Consider the following 25019-nt stretch of genomic DNA (forward strand, 5'->3'; position numbering starts at 1 on the left):
ATACTCTTGCGTATCTTACGGGAACAGCATAGTCTGGCTTTAAGAAACGAAACCGTATCTTGAAGGAGATCCGATGGCGCTACCCGTTCTGTTTCCGCTGCGGCCTGTCGACAGTGCGACGGTCTCGTACTCGGCGTGGCCCCACCACCGCCGGCGGGTCACCATCGATCATCGGCCGCTGGCACACGTGACGCCGGACCTGTTGCTCGAGTGGTTCACCCACCTCGGCCAGACCATGACCTACGGGGACCGGGTCGTCGACCGCTACCACGCATGGCACCCGGTCGACCACATCTGCTGGGAGCTGGCCCGCCCTGCGCCAACCGGCGGCGCCGCTGAAGGGGCACGCTATCGGATGGTGGAGGCATTCGGCGGCCGGCCCGAGTTCACCATCAATGAGGTGGCTCGGGTCGAGAAGCTCGACCAGACAGGTATCCGACTGGTCAAACGGATCGGCGGGGTGCCGTTCTTTCAGCTGGAGCACACCTGGTCGGCCGGCGCTGACGGTGCCCACTACGTGACCGTGATGGACCTGGGCGCGCGCTCGCCGGCGCTGGCGCCGGTGAACCGGGCGGTGTGCCGGCGCTTTCCCGACGACAAGATGCGGGCCTGGGTTCGGCACAACATCGAAGAGGTTGGCCAGTTGGAGTTCCTGTTGCCGCTGCTCGGGTCAGGTGAAGCGGAACCAGCGCAGTGCGCAGACCGCGGCCACAGCGCCCCACGCAGTCAGTACGAGGATGGCGAACCAGTCTACCGATAGCGCCATGGCGGCCGACAGCGCTTCGGTCAACGCCCCTGACGGCGTCAGCCGCGCCACCCACTGCGCGCCCGTCGGGACTTCGGCGCCGTCGAGGACCAGGGCGCCGAGACCGGCGAGCACGAACCACGCCAGGTTCGCCACGGCGAGGACGATTTCGGCGCGCAGCGTGCCCCCCAGCAGCAAGCCGAGCGCGGCGAACACCGCGGTGCCCAAGGCGATCACCACACCCCCCAGCGCCAGCCCTGCCACCGAGGGCCGCCAGCCCAGCGCGAAGCCGATGGCGCCGAACAGCACGGATTGCAGGAACACCACCGCCACCACGGCCAGTGACTTGCCGGCGATGATGCCCCACACCGGCAGCGCGGTTGCGCCCAGGCGTTTCAACGCGCCGTAGCGGCGGTCGAAGGCCACGGCGATGGCCTGGCCGGTAAACGCCGTGGAGATCACCGCCAGCGCCATGATGGCCGGCACGAAAGTGGCCACCCGGTTCGGTCCGAACGAGCCCAGGGGCAGCAGTGTCAGGCCGACCAGCAGCGTGATCGGGATGAACATCGTCAGCAGCAGCTGCTCGCCGTTGCGCAGCAACAGGCGCAGTTCCAGTCCAAACTGCGCGCTCAGCATCTGCGGCACCGCGGCGGGCCGCGCGTCGGGGGTGAACGTGCCGGCGGCGAACCGGTTCGGGTCGGTCATTTCCGTAGCTCCCGCCCCGTGAGCTCGAGGAAGACATCTTCGAGGCTGCGCTGTTCGACCCGCATGTCGGTGGCCAGCACGTCCAACCGGGCGCACCAGGCAGTGACCGTCGCGAGGACCTGGGGGTCGATGTGGCCCTCCACGAGGTACTCGCCCGGCGCTGCCTCGGAGGCGCGGTAGCCCTCCGGCAGCGCCGCCACCAGCAGAGCCAGGTCGAGCATGCGAGGTGCCCGGAAGCGCAGCTGGTTCTCCGCGCCGCTGCGGGTCAGCTCGGCGGGGGTCCCGGTCGCGACCGACCGGCCACGGTCGATGATGACGATCCGGTCGGCGAGTTCCTCGGCTTCGGCCAGCTGATGGGTGGTCAACACCACCGTGACACCATCGCGGCGCAGCGCCTCGATCAACTCCCAGACCACCAGGCGGGCGTGGGCGTCCATGCCCGCCGTCGGCTCGTCGAGAAACACCAATTCGGGTTTCCCGACCACTGCGCAGGCCAGGGCGAGCCGCTGCTGCTGTCCGCCCGACAACCGGCGGTAGGTGGTGCGCGCAGATTCCCGCAAACCCAGAATGTCGAGCAACCACTGCGGGTCCAGCGGGTTGGCGGCGTAGGACGCCACCAGGTTGAGCATCTCGCCGGCCCGGGCGGCCGGGTAGGCGCCACCGCCCTGCAGCATGACGCCGGTGCGCGCCCGCACCTGAGCATTGTCGGCAACCGGGTCGAGGCCGAGAATCTGGATCGAGCCCTGGTCGGGTCGAATGAACCCCTCGCACATCTCCACCGTGGTCGTCTTCCCGGCACCGTTGGGACCGAGCAGGGCCAGCACCTCGGCGGCTTGCACGTCGAGATCGAGCTCGCAGACCGCCGTGGTCGACCCGTACCGCTTGCTGACGTTTCGCAGCAGTACAGGCGGGGGATTCGAGCTCACGGTGACTCAGCGTAAGCGTCGCCCACCGGTGCCCGTGGTGGCGGTGGGGACCCACGCGGCTGCTCGGGCTCGTTGTCGTCATCGGTGAGAGTGCCCGACGCGGCTTCGGGCACCGCCCGCCAGGGCAGCCACCGGTAGGTCAGCGCTATCAGCGCCAGCACGATCAGGAAGCTGGCGACGGTGGCCAGCACGATCTGGAACAGCGCGAACCGGTCACCATTGGCGGTGGGCCCGAAGATGCCGACCACCAGCGTGACGACGATGACCGTCGAGCGGAACGCGGGACGGGTGGCCCACGCGGCCAACGGGATGATCGCCCACAGCAGGTACCACGGCTGTACCACCGGGAACAGCAGTACCGTCGCGCCCAGCGCGACCCCAAGCCCGCCCACCGGATGCAACCGACCGCGCAACACCGACAGCAGCAGCCAGGTGACGATCACCGCAATGAGGCTGACACCGATGCCGCGGGTCAAGCCCAGCACCGCAGTGGTGTGATCGCCCAGGCCGAGCAGGATGCCGACCTGACCGGTACCCAACGCCAGCAGTGTCGGCGGCGACATCCAGCTGCGCACCACGTTGGCGGTGCCGAGGGTGAACAGCCAGCCGAACCCGAGCCCGCTGACCCAGCCGATGATCGCCATCACCGCGACCGAAACCGCCGTCAGCCCGCCGCACGAGGCCAGAAAGGCCTTGACCGTGCCGCCACATTTGTGGGCCAGAGCCATCGCGACGAAACCCAGCGCCAGCAGCGAGGGCAGCTTCACCTGCGAGGACAACGTGATCAAGACGGTGCCGGCGAGCAGCATCGCCAGCGAATACCAGCGCGCCCGGGTGGAATCGCCGATGGCTTCGATACCGCGCAGCGCGAACTCCGTGCCGGCCAGCATCAGGCCGAGCATGAGTGCCTCGTTGTGAATGCCAGCCACCAGGTGCATGAACAACAACGGGTTCGTCGGCCCCAGCCACAGCGCGCTGACCTCGGCCACGCCGCACCGGCGGGCCAACCGCGGGGTGGCCCACACGATCATCCCGACGCCGATCAATACCACCAGCCGGTGCAACAGCACCGCCTCGACGATGTTCTCTCCGGTCAGTGCGGAGATCCCGCGGCCGATCCATAGGAAAAGCGGCCCGTAGGGCGCCGGAGTCTCGCGCCACAGGCTTGGTACCGAGGCGGTGAAAATATGGTCGAGGCCCAGGCCGGGTGCGGGCCCGACTTGATAGGGGTCGGCGCCCTGCAGGGAGATCTCACTCTGCGCCAGGTAGGAGTAGACATCCTTGCTGTACATCGGCGGCGCGATGAGCAGCGGCAGCGCCCACAGCAGCAGCGTCCGATCGAGCTGGCTGCGAGTCATCTTGCGTTTGCCCAGCGTGAAACGGCCGAGCATCAACCACGCCAGCGCCATCATCACCGCGCCCGTGGTGGTCATGGTCAACGACACGGTCTGGATACGCGAGGGCAGGTTGAGCAGCCGGACCCCGAACGTCGGGTCCTGCATGACCGGACGCGCCCCGGCGCCCAGCGCGCCGATCGCCATCAGCACGGTGCCGGTGGCCCCGAACAACCGGGTCCGGTGCATCGCGACCAGCTCGGCGTTGGTGAGGGGGCTGCCGACCGTCCGTTCGTCGCCGTGCCACCCGGCGATCGACGTACTGAGAGAATGTCGGCGGGCTGCCACGAAGGAAGCGTAGCGGGCGCGGTATTCCCGATCGTGAGCGTCGGCGTTGTGAGAAGTCCAACGCGACGCTAAGGGTGCCCTTGGTAGACCCGCTCGGGGAATTGCGTCACACTGGTGTAGTGAAATTCCGTCAGCACAGTTCGGCAGCACCCTCACCGGTGCCGTCGACGGCTGTCGATGGTGATTCACACGGGGACACCCGCAGCGCGATCGTCCGGCTGCTGCTCGAATCCGGCCCCACCACGGCCCGTCACATCGGCGCTCAGCTGGGACTCTCGGCCGCCGGGGTGCGGCGTCATCTCGACGCTCTGATCGACGCGGGCGACGCGAAGGCCACGGCCGCAGCGGCCTGGCAGCAGGAAGGGCGGGGCCGCCCCGCCAAGCGCTACCAGCTCACCGCCGCCGGTCGAGCCAAGCTCGAACACGCCTACGACGCGCTCGCGGCGGCCGCGATGCGTCAACTCCGGGAGATCGGTGGTGACGACGCGGTGCGGACGTTCGCCCGGCAGCGCATCGACGCCATCTTGGCCGGCATCGACCCGCCCGGCGGGCCGCTCGACAGTGTGGATGTCGCGGGTGTCGAGGCGCGGGCTGATCGGATCGCCGAGGCGTTCACCGGAGCGGGCTATGCGACGACCACCGCGCGGGTCCGCGGGCCGGTGCCCGGCGTGCAGATCTGCCAGCATCACTGCCCGGTGTCGCACGTGGCCGAGGAGTTTCCCGAGTTGTGTGAGGCTGAGCAGGAGGCGATGGCCGAGGTGCTCGGGACCCATGTGCAACGGTTGGCCACGATCGTCAACGGCGACTGTGCCTGCACCACCCATGTCCCCTTGAGTACAACCGGACGGTAAAGATCCTTCGGCGCACAGCCCGCGCCGAAGCCACCACAGAGCAAAAGGAGTGTGTCGCAATGACACTCACGCCGGAGGCCTCAGTTGCTGAGCCAGCCGCACCGTTGACCCAGGAAGAGGCCATCGCCTCGCTGGGCAATTACGGCTACGGCTGGGCCGACTCCGATGTTGCCGGTGCCAGCGCGCAGCGGGGGCTGTCCGAGGCGGTGGTTCGCGACATCTCGGCGAAGAAGAGCGAGCCCGAGTGGATGCTCGACATCCGCCTGCGTGCGCTGCGCACCTTCGACAAGAAGCCGATGCCGAACTGGGGCTCGAACCTCGACGGCATCGACTTCGACAACATCAAGTACTTCGTGCGGTCCAGCGAGAAGCAGGCCGCCACGTGGGACGACCTGCCCGCCGACATCAAGAACACCTACGACAAGCTGGGCATCCCCGAGGCGGAGAAGCAGCGGCTGGTCTCCGGTGTCGCCGCGCAGTACGAGTCCGAGGTCGTGTACCACTCGATCCGCGAGGACCTCGAGGCCCAAGGCGTCATCTTCCTGGACACCGACACCGCGCTCAAAGAGCACCCGGAGCTGTTCAAGGAGTACTTCGGCACGGTGATCCCGGCCGGGGACAATAAGTTCTCCGCGCTCAACACCGCCGTGTGGTCGGGCGGGTCATTCATCTACGTGCCGCCCGGTGTGCACGTGGACATCCCGTTGCAGGCCTACTTCCGGATCAATACCGAGAACATGGGACAGTTCGAGCGCACGCTGATCATCGTCGACGAGAACGCCTATGTGCACTACGTCGAGGGCTGCACCGCACCGATCTACAAGAGCGACTCGCTGCACAGTGCGGTCGTGGAGATCATCGTCAAACCCGGTGGCCGTTGCCGCTATACGACCATTCAGAACTGGTCGAACAACGTCTACAACCTGGTGACCAAACGTGCCCGTGCCGAAGCCGGCGCCACGATGGAGTGGGTCGATGGCAACATCGGGTCCAAGGTCACGATGAAGTACCCGGCGGTGTGGATGACCGGTGAGCACGCCAAGGGTGAGGTGCTTTCGGTCGCATTCGCCGGCGAGGGGCAGCATCAGGACACCGGTGCCAAGATGCTGCACCTGGCACCGCACACCTCGAGCAACATCGTGTCCAAGTCGGTCGCCAGGGGTGGGGGACGGGCCTCCTACCGCGGTCTGGTTCAGGTCAACAAGGGTGCGCACGGATCCCGCTCAAGCGTGAAATGCGATGCGCTGCTTGTCGACACCGTGAGCCGCTCGGACACCTACCCGTATGTCGACATCCGCGAGGACGATGTCACGATGGGCCATGAGGCCACGGTGTCCAAGGTCAGCGAGGACCAGATGTTCTATCTGATGAGCCGCGGTCTGACCGAGGACGAAGCCATGGCGATGGTGGTGCGCGGTTTCGTCGAGCCGATCGCCAAAGAACTCCCGATGGAGTATGCGCTGGAGCTCAACCGGCTGATCGAGCTGCAGATGGAAGGCGCGGTCGGATAGTGACGGAATTGACGCAGGCAGTAGAGGGTTCGGCCCTCGCTGCCGTCAATAAGGGTGAGCTGTTCTCGTCGTTCGACGTCAACGCGTTCGAAGTGCCCGGCGGCCGGGACGAGATCTGGCGATTCACCCCGCTCAAGCGGCTGCGCGGCCTGCACGACGGTTCCGCGTCACCTACCGCGACGGCACAGATCGCGGTCTCTGAGCGACCAGGTGTGACGGTTGAGACCGTCGCGCGCGGCGACGAGCGACTCGGCCAGGGTGGCGTGCCCTCCGACCGAGTTGCCGCACAAGCATTCTCGTCGTTCGAATCGGCGACCGTGGTGACCGTGGCGCGGGACACCGAGGTCGCCGAGCCCATCACGATCGACGTCACCGGACCCGGTGATGGCGCGGTGGCCTACGGGCACCTGCAAATCCGGGTCGAGGAGTTGTCACGGGCGATCGTGGTGGTGGACCTGCGTGGCAGCGGCACTTATGCCGACAACGTCGAGCTCATCGTCGGGGACTCCGCGGGTCTGGGCATCATCTGGATCGCCGACTGGGCCGACGACATGGTCCACGTCAGCGCTCATCACGCCAGGTTGGGCAAGGACGCGGTGCTCGGCCACGTCAACGTCACCCTTGGCGGCGACGTGGTGCGCACCACCGCCACCGTGCGTTATACCGGCCCCGGTGGCGACGCCAAGATGCTGGGCACCTACTTCGCCGACGACGGCCAGCACTTCGAATCACGGCTGCTGGTGGACCATTCGCATCCGAACTGTAAGTCCGACGTGCTGTACAAGGGCGCGCTGCAAGGTGATCCGTCATCCAACAAGCCCGATGCCCATACGGTATGGATCGGCGACGTACTGATCCGCGCCGAGGCCACCGGCACCGACACCTTCGAGGTGAACCGCAACCTGGTGCTCACCGACGGCGCCCGCGCTGATTCGGTGCCCAACCTCGAGATCGAGACCGGCGAGATCGTGGGCGCCGGCCACGCCAGCGCCACCGGCCGTTTCGACGACGAGCAGTTGTTCTACCTACGGGCCCGCGGCATCCCCGAGGAGCAGGCGCGCCGGCTGGTGGTGCGCGGCTTCTTCAACGAGATCATCGCGAAGATGCCGGTGCCCGCTGTGCGCGAACGTTTGACTGAAGCCATTGAACGAGAACTAGCGATCACCGAATCGAGAACAGACTGACATGACCACTCTGGAAATCAAGGATCTGCACGCCTCGGTCTTCACCCCCGAAGGCGAGGAGGTTCCGATCCTCAAAGGCGTCGACCTGACCGTCAAGTCCGGTGAGACGCACGCCGTGATGGGGCCCAACGGGTCGGGCAAATCGACGCTGTCCTACGCCATCGCCGGTCACCCCAAGTACACGGTGACCTCCGGGTCGATCACCCTCGACGGCGCGGATGTTTTGGAGATGAGCATCGACGAGCGCGCCCGCGCGGGCTTGTTCCTGGCGATGCAGTACCCGGTCGAGGTGCCCGGCGTGTCGATGTCGAACTTCCTGCGCACGGCCGCCACCGCGGTTCGGGGCGAGGCTCCGAAATTGCGCCACTGGGTCAAAGAAGTCAAGGCCGCCATGAACGATCTCGACATCGATCCATCGTTCGGCGAGCGCAGCGTCAACGAGGGATTCTCCGGCGGTGAGAAGAAGCGCCACGAAATCCTGCAACTTGGCCTGCTCAAGCCGAAGATCGCCATCCTCGACGAGACCGACTCCGGGCTGGACGTCGACGCACTGCGCGTGGTCAGCGAGGGCGTGAACCACTACAAGGAATCCGAGAACGGCGGGGTGCTGCTGATCACCCACTACACCCGGATTCTGCGCTACATCCAGCCGCAGTTCGTGCACGTGTTCGTCGGAGGCCGCATCATCACCTCCGGCGGTCCGGAGTTGGCCGATGAGCTCGAGGAGAACGGTTACGAGCGCTTCACTCAAGCAGCGGCCGCCGGAGCCTGACATGACGGCCGCCAAGACGCTCGACGTGACAGCGATTCGGGCGGACTTCCCGATCCTGAACCGGGTGATGCGCGGTGGTAAGCAGCTGGCCTACTTGGATTCCGGAGCGACGTCGCAGAAGCCATTGGCGGTGCTCGACGCCGAACGCGACTTTCTGACCACGTCCTACGGGGCGGTACACCGCGGTGCGCACCAGTTGATGGAGGAAGCGACCGACGCATACGAACAGGGCCGGGAGGATATCGCTGAGTTCGTCGGCGCCGATGCCGACGAGCTGATCTTCACCAAGAATGCGACCGAGGCGATCAACCTGGTGGCCCATGTGCTGGGCGATCGGCGATTCGACCGAGTCGTGGGCCCCGGCGACGTCATCGTCACCACTGAACTGGAGCACCACGCGAACCTGGTGCCGTGGCAGGAACTGGCGCACCGCACGGGTGCAACGTTGAAGTGGTTCGGCGTTACTTCCGAGGGGCCTGAAGCCGGCCGTATCGACCTGGATTCGTTACAGCTCGACGAGCGCGTCAAAGTGGTGGCGTTCAGCCATCATTCCAATGTGACCGGCGCGGTCGCGCCGGTCGCGGAGCTGGTGGCCAGAGCCAACAGTGTCGGCGCGCTGACCGTGCTCGACGCGTGCCAGTCGGTGCCGCACCAACCCGTACACTTCCACGACCTCGACGTCGACTACGCCGCGTTCTCGGGGCACAAGATGTTGGGGCCTACCGGGATCGGAGTGCTCTACGGCCGCCGCGAGCTGCTCGACGCCATGCCGCCGTTCCTGACCGGCGGGTCGATGATCGAGACCGTCACGATGGAGGCCTCCACGTACGCGCCGGCGCCGCAGCGGTTCGAGGCCGGCACGCCGATGACCTCGCAGGTGGTCGGATTGGCCGCAGCGGCAAGGTATCTCCGGGGCATCGGCATGAATGAGGTCGAACAACACGAGAACGATCTGGTGCAGGCTGCTCTGGAGGGTCTGGTGGCCGTCGACGGGGTGCGGATCATCGGCCCGACAACGATGGCCGATCGCGGGTCCCCGGTGTCGTTCGTGGTCGACGGTGTGCATGCCCACGACGTCGGTCAGGTACTCGACGACGGGGGAGTCGCGGTGCGGGTGGGGCATCACTGTGCGTGGCCGTTGCACCGCCGGTTCGGCATCGCCGCGACCGCACGGGCCTCATTTGCGGTGTACAACACCGCTGACGAAGTCGACCGGTTGATCGCCGGCGTGCGCCGCGCGGTGGAGTTCTTCGGGAAGTAGACGTGCGACTCGAGCAGATCTACCAGGAAGTCATCCTGGACCATTACAAGCGCCCGCACCATCGCGGCCTGCGTGAGCCGTTCGGTGCAGAGGTACACCACGTGAACCCGACCTGTGGCGATGAAGTCACCCTGCGGGTGGCGCTGTCGCCCGACGGTCAGACCGTCACCGACGTGTCTTATGACGGACAGGGTTGTTCGATCAGCCAGGCCGCGACCTCGGTGCTGACCGATCAGGTGATCGGACAGAGCGTCGGGGATGCCCTCAAGACGGTTGCGGCATTCTCGGAGATGGTGTCCAGCCGAGGCAGAATCGAGGGCGACGAGGACGTGCTCGGTGACGGTGTGGCATTCGCCGGCGTGGCCAAGTACCCGGCTCGGGTGAAATGCGCCCTGCTGGGCTGGACTGCCTTCAAGGCCGCCGTTGCGCAGGCGCACGAACTGAGCCCCGTTGCGCAGGCGCACGAATTGAGCCCCGCCGCGCAGGCGCACGAGTCAGACCAACTGGAGGAGAGCGTCAATGAGTGACACAGTGGTACCCGAGGACCAATTGCTCGCCGATATCGAGGAGGCGATGCACGATGTCGTCGACCCCGAACTCGGGATCAACGTCGTCGATCTCGGGCTGGTTTACGGAGTCGGTGTCGAGAGTGGCGAAGCCGGGAAGGTCGCGCTGATCGACATGACGCTGACCTCTGCGGCATGCCCGTTGACCGACGTGATCGAAGACCAGTCCCGCACCGCGTTGGTCGGCGCCGGGCTGGTGAGCGAGATCAAGATCAACTGGGTGTGGAACCCGCCGTGGGGACCGGACAAGATCACCGAGGACGGTCGCGAGCAGCTCCGCGCCCTGGGCTTCACGGTCTGACATCGGCCAGTCCCCGAGTAGGGAAGTCCAACCGCCCGCCGGTCCTGAAGCTCAGTTGCCTCGGCCGCGGCGGGCAAGTGTCTTGTTGACTTTGTCCCGCTTCCCTTCGAGTCGAAGGGCCACGTCCTAGCGCCGTCGAGTACCTCGAGCGCACAGCGAGTGCATGCTCTGAGCAAACCTGTGCGGCTGCGCTGACTCGGCAGCGGACCGTCGAGCGCGCTCTGCCGAGGAGAGTCGACATGCTCCCAATTCTCTTTTCCGACACCGATTCTGGCGATCTGCCACGCTCTGGGGAGAGCCCGACTATCGTTTGCTGTGCTCCACGCGTAGTCAGCCAGAAAGCCCGGCTAGGCGTTGCGCCGTGGTGAACGTGATTTGGCTTCTGCGTTCGCTCCTGGTGACCGTTGGACAGCGGACTCCGCGGAGTAGTCGTACCTTCTCTATCCCTTCGGTGGGAATGGACGGTCGATGCACACTAGGCGTTCTGCGGGCATGCATTTGGGCAGTGGCAAACGCTGGTTCGCTGGTGGTGTGGTCGCCGCGGGAATCGGCGCGGCGATGATGGCGGGAACGGGCATCGCCGGCGCCGACACCACCGGAGCAGAGCGCTCCGATCGCTCGGTGTCGGCGTCGCGCGACAGCCAGTCGCCTCGGGCCCCGCGCGAACCCCGCACGCGTACCGACAACACCACCAAAGCAGAGCGCGAGGCCCCGGCCGAGGCCGCCGACACCGGCGCCCGGGCCGAGCCGGAGTTGGTGGATTCGGTCGCCGAGAACGTGACCATCGTGAAACTCGACGACGGCGATGCCGTTGCCGACGATGCGGCGACTCAAGGGTCGGCCGCGGAGGGCGCGCCGGGACCCGCCGGTGATTCCGGTCGGGGACCCGACAAGGAAGAGGCGGCCGTCGGGGTTGTCGCGGTGCCGGCGCGCAATGATTTGAGAGTCAGACGTTCCGATGTCGACGAGTCGCGCGCAACGACGCAGGTGGGTGAATCACGCACGGTCGCGGAACAATCAGAGCAGGCCGCGATGACCGCGGCCGTAGCGGCGATCAGCACCGCAGAGGTGCCGAGCACGGTTCGGGTGACAGTGGGCTCGATGATCGTCGACTGGCTGTATTCCATCGGGGTGAAGAAGACCAACTACGGGCCCGATTTCCTGGCGATTCCGGTACCGAAGTTCGTCCAGACCTGGTGGCTGGGGGTGCGCGCCCGCATTTACCGCGACGTGCTGCCGCCCGATGCCGGCCCAGCGCAGCCGAAGTTGTTGTGGGAGACCAATTTTTCAAGCATGGAAGAAACCCTGCGGTACTGGGGTTTCCAGACCGGCCGGTGGGGCTGGCCTGCCGGTGAGAACCAGTACTACACCGATGGCGACAACGTTTTCATCGACGGCGCCGGAAATCTCGTCTTCGAAGCGCGCAGAGAAACCCCACCGGACCGGTTCGGTGCGCCGTACAACTACACCTCGGCACGGCTCGTGACGTTCGGCAAGCAGTCGATCGCAGTCGGCACCCGTGTGGTGGCCCGCATCCAAATGCCGGTGACACGGGGAGTGTTGCCGGCGTTCTGGACTGTCGGGCTGGAGCCCGGCCACGAGTACGACTGGCCGCGGCAAGGTGAGATCGACATCGTCGAGGTGCCGGGCTTCGGGACACCGCAGGCTCGGCGCACATGGACCGGCAACATTCACGGTCCCGCCGACCGAGACAACACCATTGACGTCAAACTGCCCGGCTTCAGCACGGATCTGGGCGTCGATCTGTCGGCCGGATTCCACGAGTACGGCATCGATTGGCACGCCGACCGCATCGTCTGGCACGTCGACGGTGTCGAGGTGGGTCGCGTCACCAAAGCCGAATATGAAGCCCTGGGTGGAAACTGGACGCCGTTCTCCGGGGCCTGGGAACATTACTTGATCCTCAACATCGCTGTCGGGAACCCGTGGACAGGTGACCCGCCGGCCGACATACCGTTCCAGGCTCAGATGAAGGTCGACTGGGTGCGGGCCTACACGCTGTAGGGCGTGTACACCACGAGCTGAAGATCGGGCCTGTCTGACGGTCGGAGCTGATGGTGTTCCAACCTCAGCAACCCGGCGGTGGGATGGTGGAAGACCCGTTCGCGGGACTCGAATCCGGCGATCGGGTGGGCATCCCAGCCGTGCCGGAACTCGACGCTGGCTGCATGCAGGCGGTCCAGCAGATCCCGGATCGGCGGATCGCTGAGCCGTCCCGCCACCTCGGCCCGAAACTCCGCGAGGAAACGGGTGCTGGTCAGCTCCCAGTCATCGAGCAGCGTGCGCACCGATGGGTCGGTGAAGACCAGCCACAGCAGGTTGCGCTCCTCGGCGCCGACCACCGCGACGGTGGGGTACAACTGGGCATAGGCGGCGTTCCAACCGACGATCGACCAGTCGCCCGCCAGCACGTAGGCCGGGCGATCCCCGAGCGCGTCGAGCAGCCGCTGGATGTGATCGGGCGCCGGCTGTATCCGCGCAGGGTCTGTCGCAGGCGCGTAGCCGGCCAGCCCCAGCAGGTAATGGTGCTCGGTCGGGGACAGTTGGAGAGTGCGTGCGATCGCATCGAGTACCTGGCGGGATGGCGTGATTGACCGTCCCTGCTCCAGCCACGTGTACCAGGTGATGCTGACCCCGCACAGGGCCGAGACTTCTTCCCTGCGTAACCCGGTCCCGCGACCCCGCACCCGGGCCGGCAGCCCGTAGGTCTCTCGCGATATGCGCTGCCTGCGTGCTCGCAGGAAAGCGCCCAGTTCCGCCTGGCTCTCGGACTGCGCCGACATGGCAGACATGCTATTTGCCGTCCTGGTGTTGTCGCGGCTGGTCGGTTCGCCACCACCTGGTGTTCTGACTACCAGTAGTCAGACAGTCTTGTGGGGCCAGACCATCGACGGAGACCCTCAGGGTATGCCTGAACTGCGCTCCCGCACCGTCACCCACGGACGCAATATGGCCGGGGCCCGCGCGCTGCTGCGCGCTGCCGGGGTGGCTGCCTCCGATTTCGGCAAGCCGATCGTGGCAGTAGCCAACAGCTTCACCGAGTTCGTACCCGGCCATACACACCTGCAGCCGGTGGGGCGCATCGTCGCCGATGCGGTGCGCCTGGCTGGCGGTATCCCGCGAGAGTTCAACACCATCGCCATCGACGACGGTATCGCGATGGGCCATCTCGGGACGTTCTACTCGCTGCCGTCGCGCGATTTGATCGCCGACTCGGTCGAGTACGTCGTCGAAGCACACCGGGCTGACGCACTGGTGTGCATCTCCAACTGCGACAAGATCACTCCGGCGATGTTGATGGCGGCGCTACGCATCGACGTCCCGACGGTGTTCGTTGCCGGTGGACCGATGGAGGGCGGCCGCGCCACCATGGCCGACGGCTCGACGCGCGGCGGGCTGCACTTGATCGATCCGATATCAGCCGCCGCCGACCGCGGAGTCGACGACGAGGATCTGCGCCGCATCGAGGAGGCGGCCTGCCCGACGTGCGGCTCCTGCGCAGGGATGTTCACCGCGAACTCGATGAACTGTCTGGTCGAGGCCCTCGGTCTGGCGCTTCCGGGCAACGGATCAACTTTGGCCACCCACACCGACCGGCGCAAGCTCTACGAACGTGCCGGTGCATTGGTCGTCGAGCTCGCGCACCGCTGGTATGACGACGACGATGCGCGCGTCCTGCCCCGCCAGATCGCCGACCGCGCCGCGTTCACCAATGCCATGGCCGTCGACGTGGCGATGGGCGGTTCCACCAACACGGTCCTGCATCTGCTTGCCGCGGCACACGAGGCAAAGCTGGATTTCAGTCTCCACGACATCGACGCAATCTCGCGTGCGGTGCCGTGCCTGTGCAAGGTTGCCCCCAACGGCACCGACCTGATGGAGGACGTGCACCGCGCCGGCGGGGTCCCAGCGCTGATGGGTGAATTGCGCCGGGGCGGGTTGCTCGCCGAATCGGTGCGGGCGGTGCACGCCGACAGCCTCGGCGCCTGGCTGGACGACTGGGACGTCCGTAGTGGCACCGCGACCGCGCAGGCGGCTGAACTGTTCCGGGCCGCGCCAGGAGGTGTGCGGTCCTCGTCGGCCTTCTCCCAGACGCAGCGGTGGGACTCGCTGGATGTCGACTCTTCCGCGGGGTGCATCCGGGACATCGCGCACGCCCACAGTGCGGACGGCGGACTGGCCGTGCTGCGCGGCAATCTGGCCGCTGACGGCTGTGTGGTCAAGACTGCGGGGGTGGCCGAGGCGCTGCTGCGGTTCAGTGGTCCGGCGGTGGTCGTCGAGTCCCAGGAGGACGCTGTCGAAGCGATCCTCGGTGGCCGGATCCAGCCCGGCGATGTGCTGGTCGTGCGCTACGAGGGCCCACGCGGCGGACCGGGCATGCAGGAAATGTTGCACCCGACGTCGTTTATGAAGGGTCGCGGCCTTGCTGCTCGGTGCGCGCTGGTCACCGATGGCCGGTTCTCCGGCGGCAGCTCGGGCTTGTCGATCGGGCACGTATCGCCCGAGGCCGCAGCCGGGGGAATGATCGCCCTGGTCGAGGACGGCGACGTCGTCGACATCGACGTGCCGCAACGGCGCATCCACCTGCGCGTCGACGACGAGGAGTTGGCGCGCCGCCGCGAACGGCTCAAGGGCTTCAGTCCGCGGGCACGGGAGCGCACCGTGTCGGCAGCGCTCCAGGCCTACGCCGCGCTGGCCACCAGCGCGGATCGGGGAGCGGTGCGCCGTTGTCCCACCGGTCCATTAACAGCTGGGTCGTCGACCGGCAGTACCGGTAAACAAGATTCCCTACTCTGAGTTTCGTGGGGATGCTCGACGATCACGAGGCTCGGATCTCGGCGCTGGAGGCTGGGCCGGGGGACTATCGCGCCGTGCTTGCCGCGGTCAACGCGCTGGGAGCCAATCAGCGTGTGCACGCGGATCGAATGACCAGTGTCGAATCCCGTCTCGCCGCTGTCGAGTCTGAGTTGGCCGATTTCCGTCAGGAATCCCGAGCGAGGTTCCGCTCCGTCGACGAGCAGCTTGCGGAGATCCACGCCGCGCCGTGGCCCCACCCGGCCGCCGAGCCCTGCGAGGTGCTCGACGCGCTGGGACAACACCCGCCAGACGCGAAACCGGCCGAGTCCGCGCGCCCGGCCGCCTTGCGGCACGGTAGCTGGATGGCCGATCGTCGCTGATTCGACGCTGCCGACCCGCACACCGATGCCGTGCCAGACTGGGAACAGCAGACACCCGCACGACGTTAGGGACAACGTGGCTACCCGAGACCTCACCGCCGAAGAGTTCAACGAGACCATCAACGACAACGAGATCGTTCTGGTCGATTTCTGGGCATCGTGGTGCGGCCCCTGTCGTGCCTTCGCACCGACTTTCTCGGCCTCGTCGGACAAGCACCCCGACGTCGTCTACGCCAAGGTCGACACTGAGGCAGAGCAACAGCTCGCCGCCGCGGCCGACATCCGATCCATTCCTACGCTGATGGCCTTCAAGAAGGGCAAACTGGTGTTCAACCAGGCCGGCGCGCTACCCCCGGCCGCGCTGGAGGACCTGGTGCAGAAAGTCAAGGAATTCGACATCGACGCCGCGATCGCGTCCCAGGAGGACGGCCAGCAGTAGTCGCGCCGTCGGCGCCCGCTACCGTGCAGGCGTGACCCAGCCTGAGCCGTTCGTCCTCGTCGAGCGCCCGCGTCCGCATGTCGCCTTGGTGACGCTGAACCGTCCGGAGCGGATGAATTCGATGGCGTTCGACGTGATGGTGCCTTTGCGCGACGTGCTGCGCGACCTGACCTACGACAACGATGTTCGCGTCGTGGTGCTGACCGGTGCCGGCCGCGGCTTCTCGTCGGGCGCCGACCATAAGTCCGCCGGGTCGGTACCCCACGTGGCCGGATTGACCCGGCCCACCTTCGGGTTGCGCTCGATGGAGGTACTCGACGACGTCATTCTGGCGCTGCGCAGGATGCATCAACCGGTCATCGCCGCGGTCAACGGTGCGGCCATCGGCGGCGGGCTGTGTTTGGCGCTGGCCGCCGACATCCGGATCGCCGCGGCCAACGCGTACTTCCGCGCCGCCGGCATCAACAACGGCCTGACCGCCAGTGAACTCGGCCTGAGCTATCTGCTGCCACGAGCCATCGGGTCATCGCGGGCGTCCGAGATCATGCTGACCGGACGTGATGTCGACGCCGAGGAGGCCGAGCGCATCGGGTTGGTGTCGCGACAGGTGCCCGCCGATCAGCTGCTCGCCACCTGCTACCAAATGGCAGAGCGTATTGCCGGTTTTTCCCGACCGGGTACCGAGTTGACCAAGCGCACGCTGTGGAGCGGCCTGGATGCCGGATCGTTGGAAGCCCACATGCAGGCCGAAGGCCTGGGCCAGCTGTACGTCCGGTTGCTGACACACAACTTCGAGGAGGCCGTCGCCGCTCGCCGGGAGGGTCGAGCGCCGACCTTCACCGACGACAAGTAGGCGACAATCGATTGGCCTCGGGCCGGTCGTAGCCACTAACCTGGCCCAAAGCCGGTTTCGGCGGGGCCGGGCCCGTCTGCCCTCGCCCTCGTTAAATCTCAGGAGCATCAGCGTGATCACCGCAACGGACCTCGAGGTCCGCGCCGGAGCGCGCACCCTGCTCTCCAGCGAGGGCTCGGCGCTGCGTGTGCAGCCCGGTGACCGCATCGGACTGGTCGGCCGCAATGGCGCCGGTAAGACCACCACCATGCGCATCCTTGCCGGAGAAGGCGAACCCTACGCCGGACATATCAGTCGTACGGGTGAAATTGGTTATCTGCCACAGGATCCCAAGGAAGGTGACCTGGACCAGCTGGCCCGCGACCGGGTGCTCTCGGCGCGCGGCCTGGACGCCCTGCTCTCGGATCTGGAGAAGCAGCAGGCGCTGATGGCCGAGGTCGTCGACGACGCGGCCCGGGACAAGGCGGTTCGCCGCTACGGGCAACTGGAGGAACGGTTCGCCGCTCTGGGCGGGTATGCCGCCGAGAGCGAAGCCGGCCGAATTTGTGCCAGCCTCGGATTGCCCGACCGCGTGCTCACCCAGCCGCTGCGCACGCTGTCCGGCGGACAGCGCCGCCGCGTCGAATTGGCGCGCATCCTGTTCGCCGCATCAGACAGCGGTAGCGGTTCGGCGACCACGCTGCTGCTCGACGAGCCCACCAACCACCTCGACGCCGATTCGATCGGCTGGCTGCGCACTTTCCTGCAGAACCACACCGGCGGGCTGGTCGTGATCAGCCACGATGTCGAGCTGCTTGCCGACGTGGTGAATCGGGTGTGGTTCCTCGACGCGGTCCGCGGTGAGGCCGACGTCTACAACATGGGCTGGCAGAAGTACCTCGATGCGCGTGCCACCGATGAGCAACGGCGCCGCCGCGAACGCGCGAACGCCGAACGTAAGGCCTCCGCACTGCGCGCCCAGGCCGCCAAGATGGGCGCCAAGGCCACCAAAGCCGTTGCCGCGCAGAATATGTTGCGACGTGCCGATCGCATGATGGCTGCCCTCGACGATGAGCGGGCCGCCGACAAGGTGGCTCGGATCAAGTTCCCGACCCCCGCGCCGTGTGGCAAGACCCCGCTGATCGCCAAGGGTTTGACCAAGACCTACGGCTCGCTGGAGGTGTTCAGCGGGCTGGATCTGGCGATCGACCGCGGATCGCGAGTGGTCGTCCTGGGGCTCAACGGCGCCGGTAAGACGACGCTGCTACGGATCCTGGCAGGGGTCGAGACCCCCGATGCCGGCGGTCTGGAGCCCGGTCACGGCCTCAAGATCGGCTATTTCGCTCAGGAACACGACACCCTCGACAACCTGGCCACGGTGTGGGAGAACATCCGCCACGCCGCCCCTGACACTGGGGAGCAGGACCTGCGCGGGCTGCTCGGGGCGTTCATGTTCAGCGGTGCTCAGCTCGAGCAGCCCGCCGGCACCCTGTCCGGGGGTGAGAAGACCCGGTTGGCGCTGGCCGGTTTGGTGGCCTCGACAGCCAACGTGCTACTGCTCGACGAACCCACCAACAACCTCGACCCGGCCTCGCGGGAGCAGGTTCTCGACGCGCTGCGCAGCTACGTCGGGTCGGTGGTACTAGTGACCCACGATCCCGGCGCCGCCGAGGCACTCAACCCGCAACGAGTGCTGCTCCTGCCCGATGGCACCGAGGACTTCTGGTCGGACGAATACCGGGATCTCATCGAGCTGGCCTGAGCCACGTGTCAACAGTTCTTCCGTTGGGTAATCGGTTCCGAGCGAACTGCGGGAGGGCGGAATGAAAAGGGACAACAAAACCAGGGATCAATTGATCAGCGAGCTCCGCACCGCGTACGAGAGCGGTGCCAGCATACGCACCCTTGTTGCGTCCACCGGCCACTCATACGGCTCGATCCACAGCATGCTGCGCGAGTCCGGTGCGACCATGCGCAGCCGCGGCGGGCCCAATCACCGCGGCCGTAAGTGATCGTCGCACTGCGGCTTGATCAGCGCTGTCGCACTGCGGCTTGATCAGCGCTGTCGCACTGCGGCTTGATCAGCGCTGTCGCACTGCGGCTTGATCAGCGCTGTCGCACTGCGGCTTGATCAGCGCTGTCGCACTGCGGCTTGATCAGCGCTGTCGCACTGCGGCTTGATCAGCGCTGTCGCACTGCGGCTTGATCAGCGCTGTCGCACTGCGGCTTGATCAGCGCTGTCGCACTGAGTCCTCGACGAGGTCGAGGACGGCACTGAGCCGCTGCGGATCGTCGCCGGAAGCCAGGCGGGCCACCAGCCCATCGAGCACCAATTCCAGGTAGGTGCGCAGCACCTCGCCGGCGACGTCATCGCGTAGCCGACCGGCCTGCTTCTGGCGGCGCAACCGCTCGGCGGTGGCGGCGGACAGCTCTGCCGAGCGTTCCGCCCAACCCCGACTGAACGACGGATCGTTGCGCAGCTTGCGAGCAATCTCCAAACGGGTCGCCAACCAGTCGAACTGCTCCGGTGCGGCCAGCATGTCCCGCATCACCTGGATCAGGCCCTCCCGCGCGGCCACGTCGGCCATGCGCTCGGCGTCCTCACGGGCCAGCTCGAAAAAGAGCGTGTCCTTGTCGCGGAAGTGGTGAAAGATCGCGCCGCGCGACAGCCCGATGCTGTGCTCGAGCCGCCGCACGGTCGCGTTCTCGTACCCGTACTCCGCGAAACACCGGCGGGCGCCGTCGAGAATCTGGCGGCGGCGCGCCGCCAGATGGTCGTCGGTCACCCGGGGCATATTCGCTGCTCCTCGCCCAAGTGCTCGTCGATGCGATGCTCCTCGTCGGTGGGAATCCTTCCGACTACTGCGTTTTGAGCATGTTGCGCAGTACGAACTGCAGGATGCCGCCGTTACGGTAGTAGTCGGCCTCACCGGGGGTGTCGATCCGAACCACGGCGTCGAACTCCACGGTGTCCGACCCTTCCTTGGTGGCCTTGACATGCACCGTCTTGGGAGTCTTGCCGCTATTGAGCTCCTCGATGCCGGTGATGTCGAAGGTCTCGGTGCCGTCGAGCTTCAACGACGCCGCCGACTCGCCTTCGGGGAATTGCAGCGGAATGACGCCCATCCCGATCAGGTTCGACCGGTGGATGCGTTCGAAGGACTCGGCGATCACCGCGCGCACGCCCAGCAGGCTGGTGCCCTTGGCGGCCCAGTCGCGCGAGGACCCCGAGCCGTATTCTTTCCCGCCCAGCACCACCAGCGGGATGCCCTGCTCGGCGTAGTTCTGCGCGGCATCGTAGATGAACGCCTGCTCACCGCCGTTGGTGAAGTCCCGGGTGTACCCGCCTGAGACGTCGTCGAGCAGCTGATTGCGCAGCCGGATGTTGGCGAAGGTGCCGCGGATCATCACCTCGTGGTTGCCGCGCCGCGAGCCGTAGGAGTTGTAGTCCTTCTTGTCGACGCCGTGCGACTCCAGGTATTGCGCAGCTGGGGTTCCCGGCTTGATGCTGCCGGCGGGGGAGATGTGGTCAGTGGTGACTGAATCGCCCAGCAGCGCAAGGACCCTGGCGCCGGAGATATCGGTGACCGGCTCCGGCTCGGCAGGCATGCCGTCGAAGTACGGTGGCTTGCGCACGTAGGTCGAATCCTGATCCCACTCGAAGGTGTCGCCACTGGGCGTCGGCAGATTGCGCCACCGGTCGTCGCCTTTGAACACGTCGGCGTAGTTCTTGGTGAACATCTCCTGGTTGATCGCACTGGCGATGGTGTCACTGATGTCCTGCTGTGACGGCCAGATGTCTTTCAGGAAGACCGGATTGCCGTCGGCGTCGGTGCCCAGGCAGTCGGATTCGAAGTCGAAGTCCATGCTGCCGGCCAGCGCATAGGCGATCACCAGCGGAGGGGATGCCAGGTAGTTCATTTTCACGTCGGGGTTGATCCGGCCCTCGAAATTCCGGTTGCCCGACAGCACCGCGGTCACCGACAGATCGTTGTCGTTGACGGCCTTGCTGATCTCGTCGGGCAGCGGCCCGCTGTTGCCGATGCAGGTGGTGCAGCCGTAACCGACGAGGAAGAAGCCCAGCTTCTCCAGATACGGCCACAAGCCGGCCTTGTCGTAGTAATCCGTGACGACCTGTGAACCCGGCGCCATCGTGGTCTTCACCCACGGCTTGCTCGTCAGACCCTTCTCAACGGCGTTCTTGGCCAGTAGTGCCGCACCGATCATCACCTCCGGGTTGGAGGTGTTGGTGCAGGAGGTGATCGCCGCGATCACCACCGCGCCGTGGTCGAGCACGAATTCTCCGCGTTCATCGGAGGTGACGGTCACCGGGTTGGTGGGGCGGCCGTCGGCGCCGTTTGCTGCCGAGTGCACCGGCACCGCGCCGTCGTCGGCGAACTGCAACGTCGCCGGATCGCTGGCCGGGAAGGTGCCGTCGATCGCGTCGTCGAGCTGGGTCTCCGGCGCGGGATTGTTGTTCTCGACGTAGTTGTGGATGTCTTTGCGGAAAGCATTCTTCGCGTCATCGAGCGCGATGCGGTCCTGCGGGCGCTTCGGTCCAGCGATCGACGGCACCACGTCGGCGAGGTCGAGCTCGAGGTACTCGGAGAACGTGGGTTCGCGTGACGGGTCGTGCCACATGCCCTGCGCTTTGGCGTAGGCCTCGACCAGGGCCAGCTGTTCCTGACTGCGCCCGGTCAGCCGCAGGTACTCCATTGTGACCTCGTCGATCGGGAACATCGCTGCGGTGGAACCGAATTCGGGACTCATGTTGCCCAGCGTCGCGCGGTTGGCCAGTGGCACCTCAGCCACTCCTTCGCCGTAGAACTCGACGAACTTGCCCACGACTCCATGCCGGCGCAGCATCTCGGTCACGGTGAGCACAACGTCGGTGGCCGTCACACCCGGGCGGCGCTCACCGGTCAGCTTGAAGCCGACAACGCGGGGGATCAGCATCGACACCGGCTGGCCGAGCATCGCGGCCTCGGCCTCGATACCGCCCACCCCCCAGCCCAGCACGCCCAGACCGTTTTCCATGGTGGTGTGGCTGTCGGTGCCCACGCAGGTGTCCGGATAGGCCACCCCATCGCGATCCATCACGACGCTGGCCAGGTACTCGATGTTGACCTGATGCACGATTCCGGTGCCGGGAGGCACCACCTTGAAATCGTTGAATGCTCCCTGGCCCCAGCGCAGGAACTGGTAGCGCTCACCGTTGCGCTCATATTCGATCTCGACGTTGCGCTCGAAGGCGTCAGCGCGACCGAACAGGTCGGCGATCACGGAGTGGTCGATCACCAGGTCGGCCGGCGCCAGGGGGTTGACCTGTTGCGGATCGCCGCCGAGCTCGCCGACGGCTTCGCGCATGGTGGCCAGGTCGACGATGCACGGCACGCCGGTGAAGTCCTGCATGATGACCCGGGCGGGGGTGAACTGGATCTCGATGCTCGGCTCGGCCGACGGATCCCAGTTGGCGATCGCCTCGATGTGGTCCTTGGTGATGTTGGTCCCGTCCTCGGTGCGCAGCAGGTTCTCGGCGAGCACCTTGAGGCTGTAGGGAAGTTTTTCGGTGCCGGGGACCGCATCGAGGCGGTAGATCTCGTAGCTCTTGTCTCCGACGTCGAGCGTGTTGCGCGCTCCGAATGAGTTCTGGGATGAATTCTTGCTGCTCACATCAACTCCCGGCGTAGATCAGTTCGCCGCGACGGGCTGTGCCGCGGCGTCGTCACCCTAACAGTACGCTTGTCCTGTAAGTTATTCAGGGCAATGAACGCCTAGGGAATACCCGGGAAGCGATGGTCAAACGCCGCCGTCTGCTCGTGTCGTGGCGGAGTGCAGAGTGCGGTCGCGTACCTTGCTGATGTGACCGGACCGCTCTGGATTCCCCACCTGCCGGCATACATCCCGCCGGAGATCGACATCGAACAGGTCAAAGCTGATGTCGCCGACGACGGAGTCAGCGTCCCGCCTGCCGCGGCGGCGGATGTCCCGGCGCTGCGCGAGGTCGTCGACGACGCACGTGAGGACGGGATCGACCTCAAGATCGTCGTCATCGATTTCAATCCGCCGATTGAGACCCCGCTGCGCGACATCGCCACCGAGGTCGGCATGGCTTACCCGGGTTCGACGGTGCTCACGCTGAGCCCCGGGTTCGCCGGGACCTACAGCCCGACCTTTGACCGGGTCACCCTGGAGGCGGGTCAGGACCTTGCCAGAACCGGCGATTCGGTGCAGTCCTCGAAGAATTTCGTGGGGGAGTTGACTAACTCGCACTTTGCCTGGACGCCATTCACCATTGTGCTTGTTCTCGCCGTTGCAGCAGCTGTGGTGGCAACCCGGATACTGCAAGTGCGCGGCAAACGTGAGGCAATCAAAGAAGTCAGTCCTGAGCAGGATTGACTGTCACAATCGCTAATACTGGCGAATCAAAACATCACTATTCGATAACGCCATTTGCAATTACATTGTTGTAATTTGTTACAAAAGTTTCTTCAGCGTCATATGTGACGTACGGTGCAATCGGTGCCTGTTGTTGCAGTTGTGCTTTATGTGACTCCTGTGAACGGTGCCTTGAAAGTGCCGACACGTTCGCGTGGAGCCTGAGGAGACTTGAATCGGATGAGACGCACCCCTGGCGGCGCCTCCGCTTCGCGGCTGTGCGCGGTGACATTGGCGTTCGGCATGGTCGTCACGACCCCGCACCTGGCGCAGGCCCAGCCGAAGAGCAACAGCATCGTCGAGCTGGTCAGCCAGGTGGCGACGGTCAACCAGAAGCTGCAGAACCTGGGAGCCGCCATCCAGACGCAGCAGGAGAGCGTCAACAAGGCGATCCTGGAGGTGGCGAATGCGCGCGACACCGCCGCCGAGGCACAGGCCGAAGTCGATGCGAGCGCCCGGCGAGTCCAGGACGCCGACGCCGCGATCGCCGCCGCCCAGCGCAGGTTCGACACCTTCGCCGCGGCCATGTACACCCGCGGGCCGTCCAGCTCGTATCTGACCGCCGGTGACCCCGCCGACATCCTCCACGCGGCCGCAGCCGGCCAGACGCTGTCGCTCAGCTCGCAGAAGGTGATGTCCGATCTACTCGCAGCTCGAACTGAGCAGGTAAACAAGGAGTCCGCGGCACGGCTGGCCAAGCAACAGGCCGACGAGGCGGTCGAGGCCGCAGAGACCAGTCAGCAGGCGGCAGTCGCGGCGCTGACCGGGGCCCAGGAGACGTTCCAGGCCCAGCAGGTCGAACTCGACCGTCTGACCGCCGAACGCGCAGAGGCGCAGAGCAAGCTGCGCGAAGCCCAGTCCCTGGCCGCGCCGTCGGGCAGTTCGCCGGCCGCCGCGCCGACCGGATCCACGGCTGGGCGCGGCAGCACGGCGCCCGGAGCCGCCGCTCCGGGCGGCGGCGACGCCGACTGGGACGTCGACCCGGCCACCGGCAATCGCGAGACCGCCTGGGATATGACGCTGCCGCAGATCCCCAGTGCCTTCGTCAGCGGCGACCCGATCCAGATCATCAATGCGGTCATCAAGATCATCACCACCTCCTTCGAGATCACCCAGAATCTCGGACGACGGTTCCTGCAGAGCCTGGGTCTGTTGCCCACCCCGACCGGCATCACCAACGGAGCCATCCCGCGACTGCACGGCCAGCAGGCCACCGAGTACGTCATCAAGCGCGGCATGTCGCAAATGGGGGTGCCGTACTCGTGGGGCGGCGGTAACGCCGCCGGCCCGAGTCGCGGCATCGACCGCGGAGCCAACACCGTCGGCTTCGACTGCTCGGGCCTGATGCTCTACATGTTCGCAGGGGTCGGCATCAAGCTCGACCACTACTCGGGCTCGCAGTACAACGCCGGCCGGAAGGTGCCATCAGCGCAGATGCGCCGCGGTGACATGCTCTTCTGGGGCCCGAACGGCAGCCAGCACGTCGCGATGTACCTGGGCAACGGTCAGATGCTGGAGGCGCCCTACACCGGTTCGGTGGTCAAGATCTCACCGGTGCGCACCAGCGGCATGACGCCTTACGCCGTCCGAATGATCGAGTGGTGATCG

At 66.2% G+C, this 25019-nt stretch carries 22 protein-coding genes and 1 pseudogene; 17 read left to right on the forward strand and 6 right to left on the reverse strand.

The window, feature by feature from the left end; translation table 11 throughout:
* Nucleotides 1-73 precede the first annotated feature (73 nt).
* A complete protein-coding gene (locus KXD98_RS12230) occupies nt 74-760 on the forward strand; it encodes a hypothetical protein (protein ID WP_260764600.1) in 687 nt (228 codons plus the stop codon).
* On the opposite strand, the gene KXD98_RS12235 is transcribed toward KXD98_RS12230, so the two are convergent.
* From KXD98_RS12235 to mptB, 3 genes are read right to left on the reverse strand one after another with little or no spacing between them, the layout of a single operon-like run.
* A complete protein-coding gene (locus tag KXD98_RS12235; RefSeq protein ID WP_260764601.1) occupies nt 671-1450 on the reverse strand; it encodes an ABC transporter permease in 780 nt (259 codons plus the stop codon). The genes KXD98_RS12230 and KXD98_RS12235 overlap by 90 nt on opposite strands.
* Complete coding sequence (locus tag KXD98_RS12240) at nt 1447-2376, reverse strand: ABC transporter ATP-binding protein (protein ID WP_260764602.1); 930 nt, start codon at nt 2374-2376, stop codon at nt 1447-1449. The genes KXD98_RS12235 and KXD98_RS12240 overlap by 4 nt, the downstream gene beginning before the upstream one ends.
* Nucleotides 2373-4058, reverse strand: a complete 1686-nt coding sequence (gene mptB / locus KXD98_RS12245; RefSeq protein WP_260764603.1) for a polyprenol phosphomannose-dependent alpha 1,6 mannosyltransferase MptB — start codon at nt 4056-4058, stop codon at nt 2373-2375. Before mptB ends, KXD98_RS12240 begins: the two co-directional genes overlap by 4 nt.
* A gap of 80 nt (nt 4059-4138) precedes the next feature.
* Between mptB and KXD98_RS12250 the strand changes: the two genes are divergently transcribed.
* The 8 genes from KXD98_RS12250 to KXD98_RS12285 all read left to right on the forward strand — a co-directional run bounded on the left by KXD98_RS12250 (nt 4139) and on the right by KXD98_RS12285 (nt 12529).
* Nucleotides 4139-4909 (forward strand): helix-turn-helix transcriptional regulator, encoded by a 771-nt coding sequence (locus KXD98_RS12250; protein ID WP_396883177.1) that lies wholly within the window; start codon nt 4139-4141, stop codon nt 4907-4909.
* 59 nt (nt 4910-4968) lie between these two features.
* On the forward strand, nt 4969-6420 hold the full coding sequence (gene sufB, locus KXD98_RS12255) for a Fe-S cluster assembly protein SufB (RefSeq protein WP_260764604.1): 1452 nt from the start codon (nt 4969-4971) through the stop codon (nt 6418-6420).
* Nucleotides 6420-7604 carry a Fe-S cluster assembly protein SufD gene (gene sufD, locus KXD98_RS12260; protein ID WP_260764605.1) on the forward strand — a complete coding sequence of 395 codons (1185 nt, stop codon included), beginning with the start codon at nt 6420-6422 and terminating at the stop codon, nt 7602-7604. Before sufB ends, sufD begins: the two co-directional genes overlap by 1 nt.
* Nucleotide 7605: 1 nt before the next feature.
* Nucleotides 7606-8376, forward strand: coding sequence for a Fe-S cluster assembly ATPase SufC (gene sufC / locus KXD98_RS12265; RefSeq protein WP_260764606.1), 771 nt, complete (start codon nt 7606-7608; stop codon nt 8374-8376).
* Between the two features lies 1 nt (nt 8377).
* Entirely contained in the window at nt 8378-9637 is a 1260-nt protein-coding gene (locus tag KXD98_RS12270; RefSeq protein WP_260764607.1) for a cysteine desulfurase, read from the forward strand.
* A 2-nt stretch (nt 9638-9639) separates the two neighbouring features.
* On the forward strand, nt 9640-10164 hold the full coding sequence (gene sufU / locus KXD98_RS12275) for a Fe-S cluster assembly sulfur transfer protein SufU (protein ID WP_260764608.1): 525 nt from the start codon (nt 9640-9642) through the stop codon (nt 10162-10164).
* Nucleotides 10157-10504 carry a metal-sulfur cluster assembly factor gene (locus KXD98_RS12280; protein WP_260764609.1) on the forward strand — a complete coding sequence of 116 codons (348 nt, stop codon included), beginning with the start codon at nt 10157-10159 and terminating at the stop codon, nt 10502-10504. The genes sufU and KXD98_RS12280 overlap by 8 nt, the downstream gene beginning before the upstream one ends.
* Nucleotides 10505-10996: 492 nt before the next feature.
* Nucleotides 10997-12529, forward strand: a complete 1533-nt coding sequence (locus KXD98_RS12285) for a glycoside hydrolase family 16 protein (RefSeq protein WP_260764610.1) — start codon at nt 10997-10999, stop codon at nt 12527-12529.
* Here the strand turns inward: KXD98_RS12285 and KXD98_RS12290 are convergent.
* Complete coding sequence (locus tag KXD98_RS12290) at nt 12517-13308, reverse strand: helix-turn-helix transcriptional regulator (RefSeq protein WP_260764611.1); 792 nt, start codon at nt 13306-13308, stop codon at nt 12517-12519. The two genes, KXD98_RS12285 and KXD98_RS12290, sit on opposite strands and share 13 nt — an antisense overlap.
* Before the next feature lie 124 nt (nt 13309-13432).
* Here KXD98_RS12290 and ilvD point away from each other — a divergent pair, with 124 nt between their 5' ends.
* The 6 genes and pseudogenes from ilvD (at nt 13433) to KXD98_RS12320 (ending at nt 18985) form a co-directional block, all read left to right on the forward strand.
* Nucleotides 13433-15322, forward strand: a complete 1890-nt coding sequence (ilvD, locus tag KXD98_RS12295; RefSeq protein ID WP_260764612.1) for a dihydroxy-acid dehydratase — start codon at nt 13433-13435, stop codon at nt 15320-15322.
* 11 nt (nt 15323-15333) lie between these two features.
* A pseudogene (locus KXD98_RS28535) lies at nt 15334-15445 on the forward strand (hypothetical protein); the annotation flags it as partial.
* Between the two features lie 333 nt (nt 15446-15778).
* Nucleotides 15779-16141, forward strand: a complete 363-nt coding sequence (gene trxA, locus KXD98_RS12305; RefSeq protein WP_260764614.1) for a thioredoxin — start codon at nt 15779-15781, stop codon at nt 16139-16141.
* Between the two features lie 31 nt (nt 16142-16172).
* Entirely contained in the window at nt 16173-16994 is an 822-nt protein-coding gene (locus KXD98_RS12310) for an enoyl-CoA hydratase (protein WP_260764615.1), read from the forward strand.
* 112 nt (nt 16995-17106) lie between these two features.
* Nucleotides 17107-18735 (forward strand): ABC-F family ATP-binding cassette domain-containing protein, encoded by a 1629-nt coding sequence (locus tag KXD98_RS12315; RefSeq protein ID WP_260764616.1) that lies wholly within the window; start codon nt 17107-17109, stop codon nt 18733-18735.
* A 61-nt stretch (nt 18736-18796) separates the two neighbouring features.
* Nucleotides 18797-18985, forward strand: coding sequence for a helix-turn-helix domain-containing protein (locus tag KXD98_RS12320; RefSeq protein ID WP_260764617.1), 189 nt, complete (start codon nt 18797-18799; stop codon nt 18983-18985).
* A 219-nt stretch (nt 18986-19204) separates the two neighbouring features.
* Here the strand turns inward: KXD98_RS12320 and KXD98_RS12325 are convergent, their stop codons facing one another.
* Both KXD98_RS12325 and KXD98_RS12330 read right to left on the reverse strand, forming a co-directional pair.
* Nucleotides 19205-19768, reverse strand: a complete 564-nt coding sequence (locus tag KXD98_RS12325) for a TetR/AcrR family transcriptional regulator (RefSeq protein ID WP_260764618.1) — start codon at nt 19766-19768, stop codon at nt 19205-19207.
* Between the two features lie 64 nt (nt 19769-19832).
* Nucleotides 19833-22646: an aconitate hydratase gene (locus KXD98_RS12330; RefSeq protein ID WP_260764619.1), complete on the reverse strand. Its 2814-nt coding sequence runs from the start codon at nt 22644-22646 to the stop codon at nt 19833-19835.
* A gap of 189 nt (nt 22647-22835) precedes the next feature.
* Between KXD98_RS12330 and KXD98_RS12335 the strand changes: the two genes are divergently transcribed.
* Together KXD98_RS12335 and ripA are read left to right on the forward strand one after the other, a co-directional pair.
* The gene (locus KXD98_RS12335) at nt 22836-23372 is read left to right on the forward strand and encodes a DUF6676 family protein (RefSeq protein ID WP_260764620.1); all 537 of its coding nucleotides are present in this window, start codon (nt 22836-22838) and stop codon (nt 23370-23372) included.
* Between the two features lie 219 nt (nt 23373-23591).
* Entirely contained in the window at nt 23592-25016 is a 1425-nt protein-coding gene (ripA, locus tag KXD98_RS12340) for an NlpC/P60 family peptidoglycan endopeptidase RipA (RefSeq protein WP_260764621.1), read from the forward strand.
* Nucleotides 25017-25019 lie beyond the last annotated feature (3 nt).

Source organism: Mycobacterium sp. SMC-4 (assembly GCF_025263265.1).
GTDB lineage: Bacteria > Actinomycetota > Actinomycetes > Mycobacteriales > Mycobacteriaceae > Mycobacterium.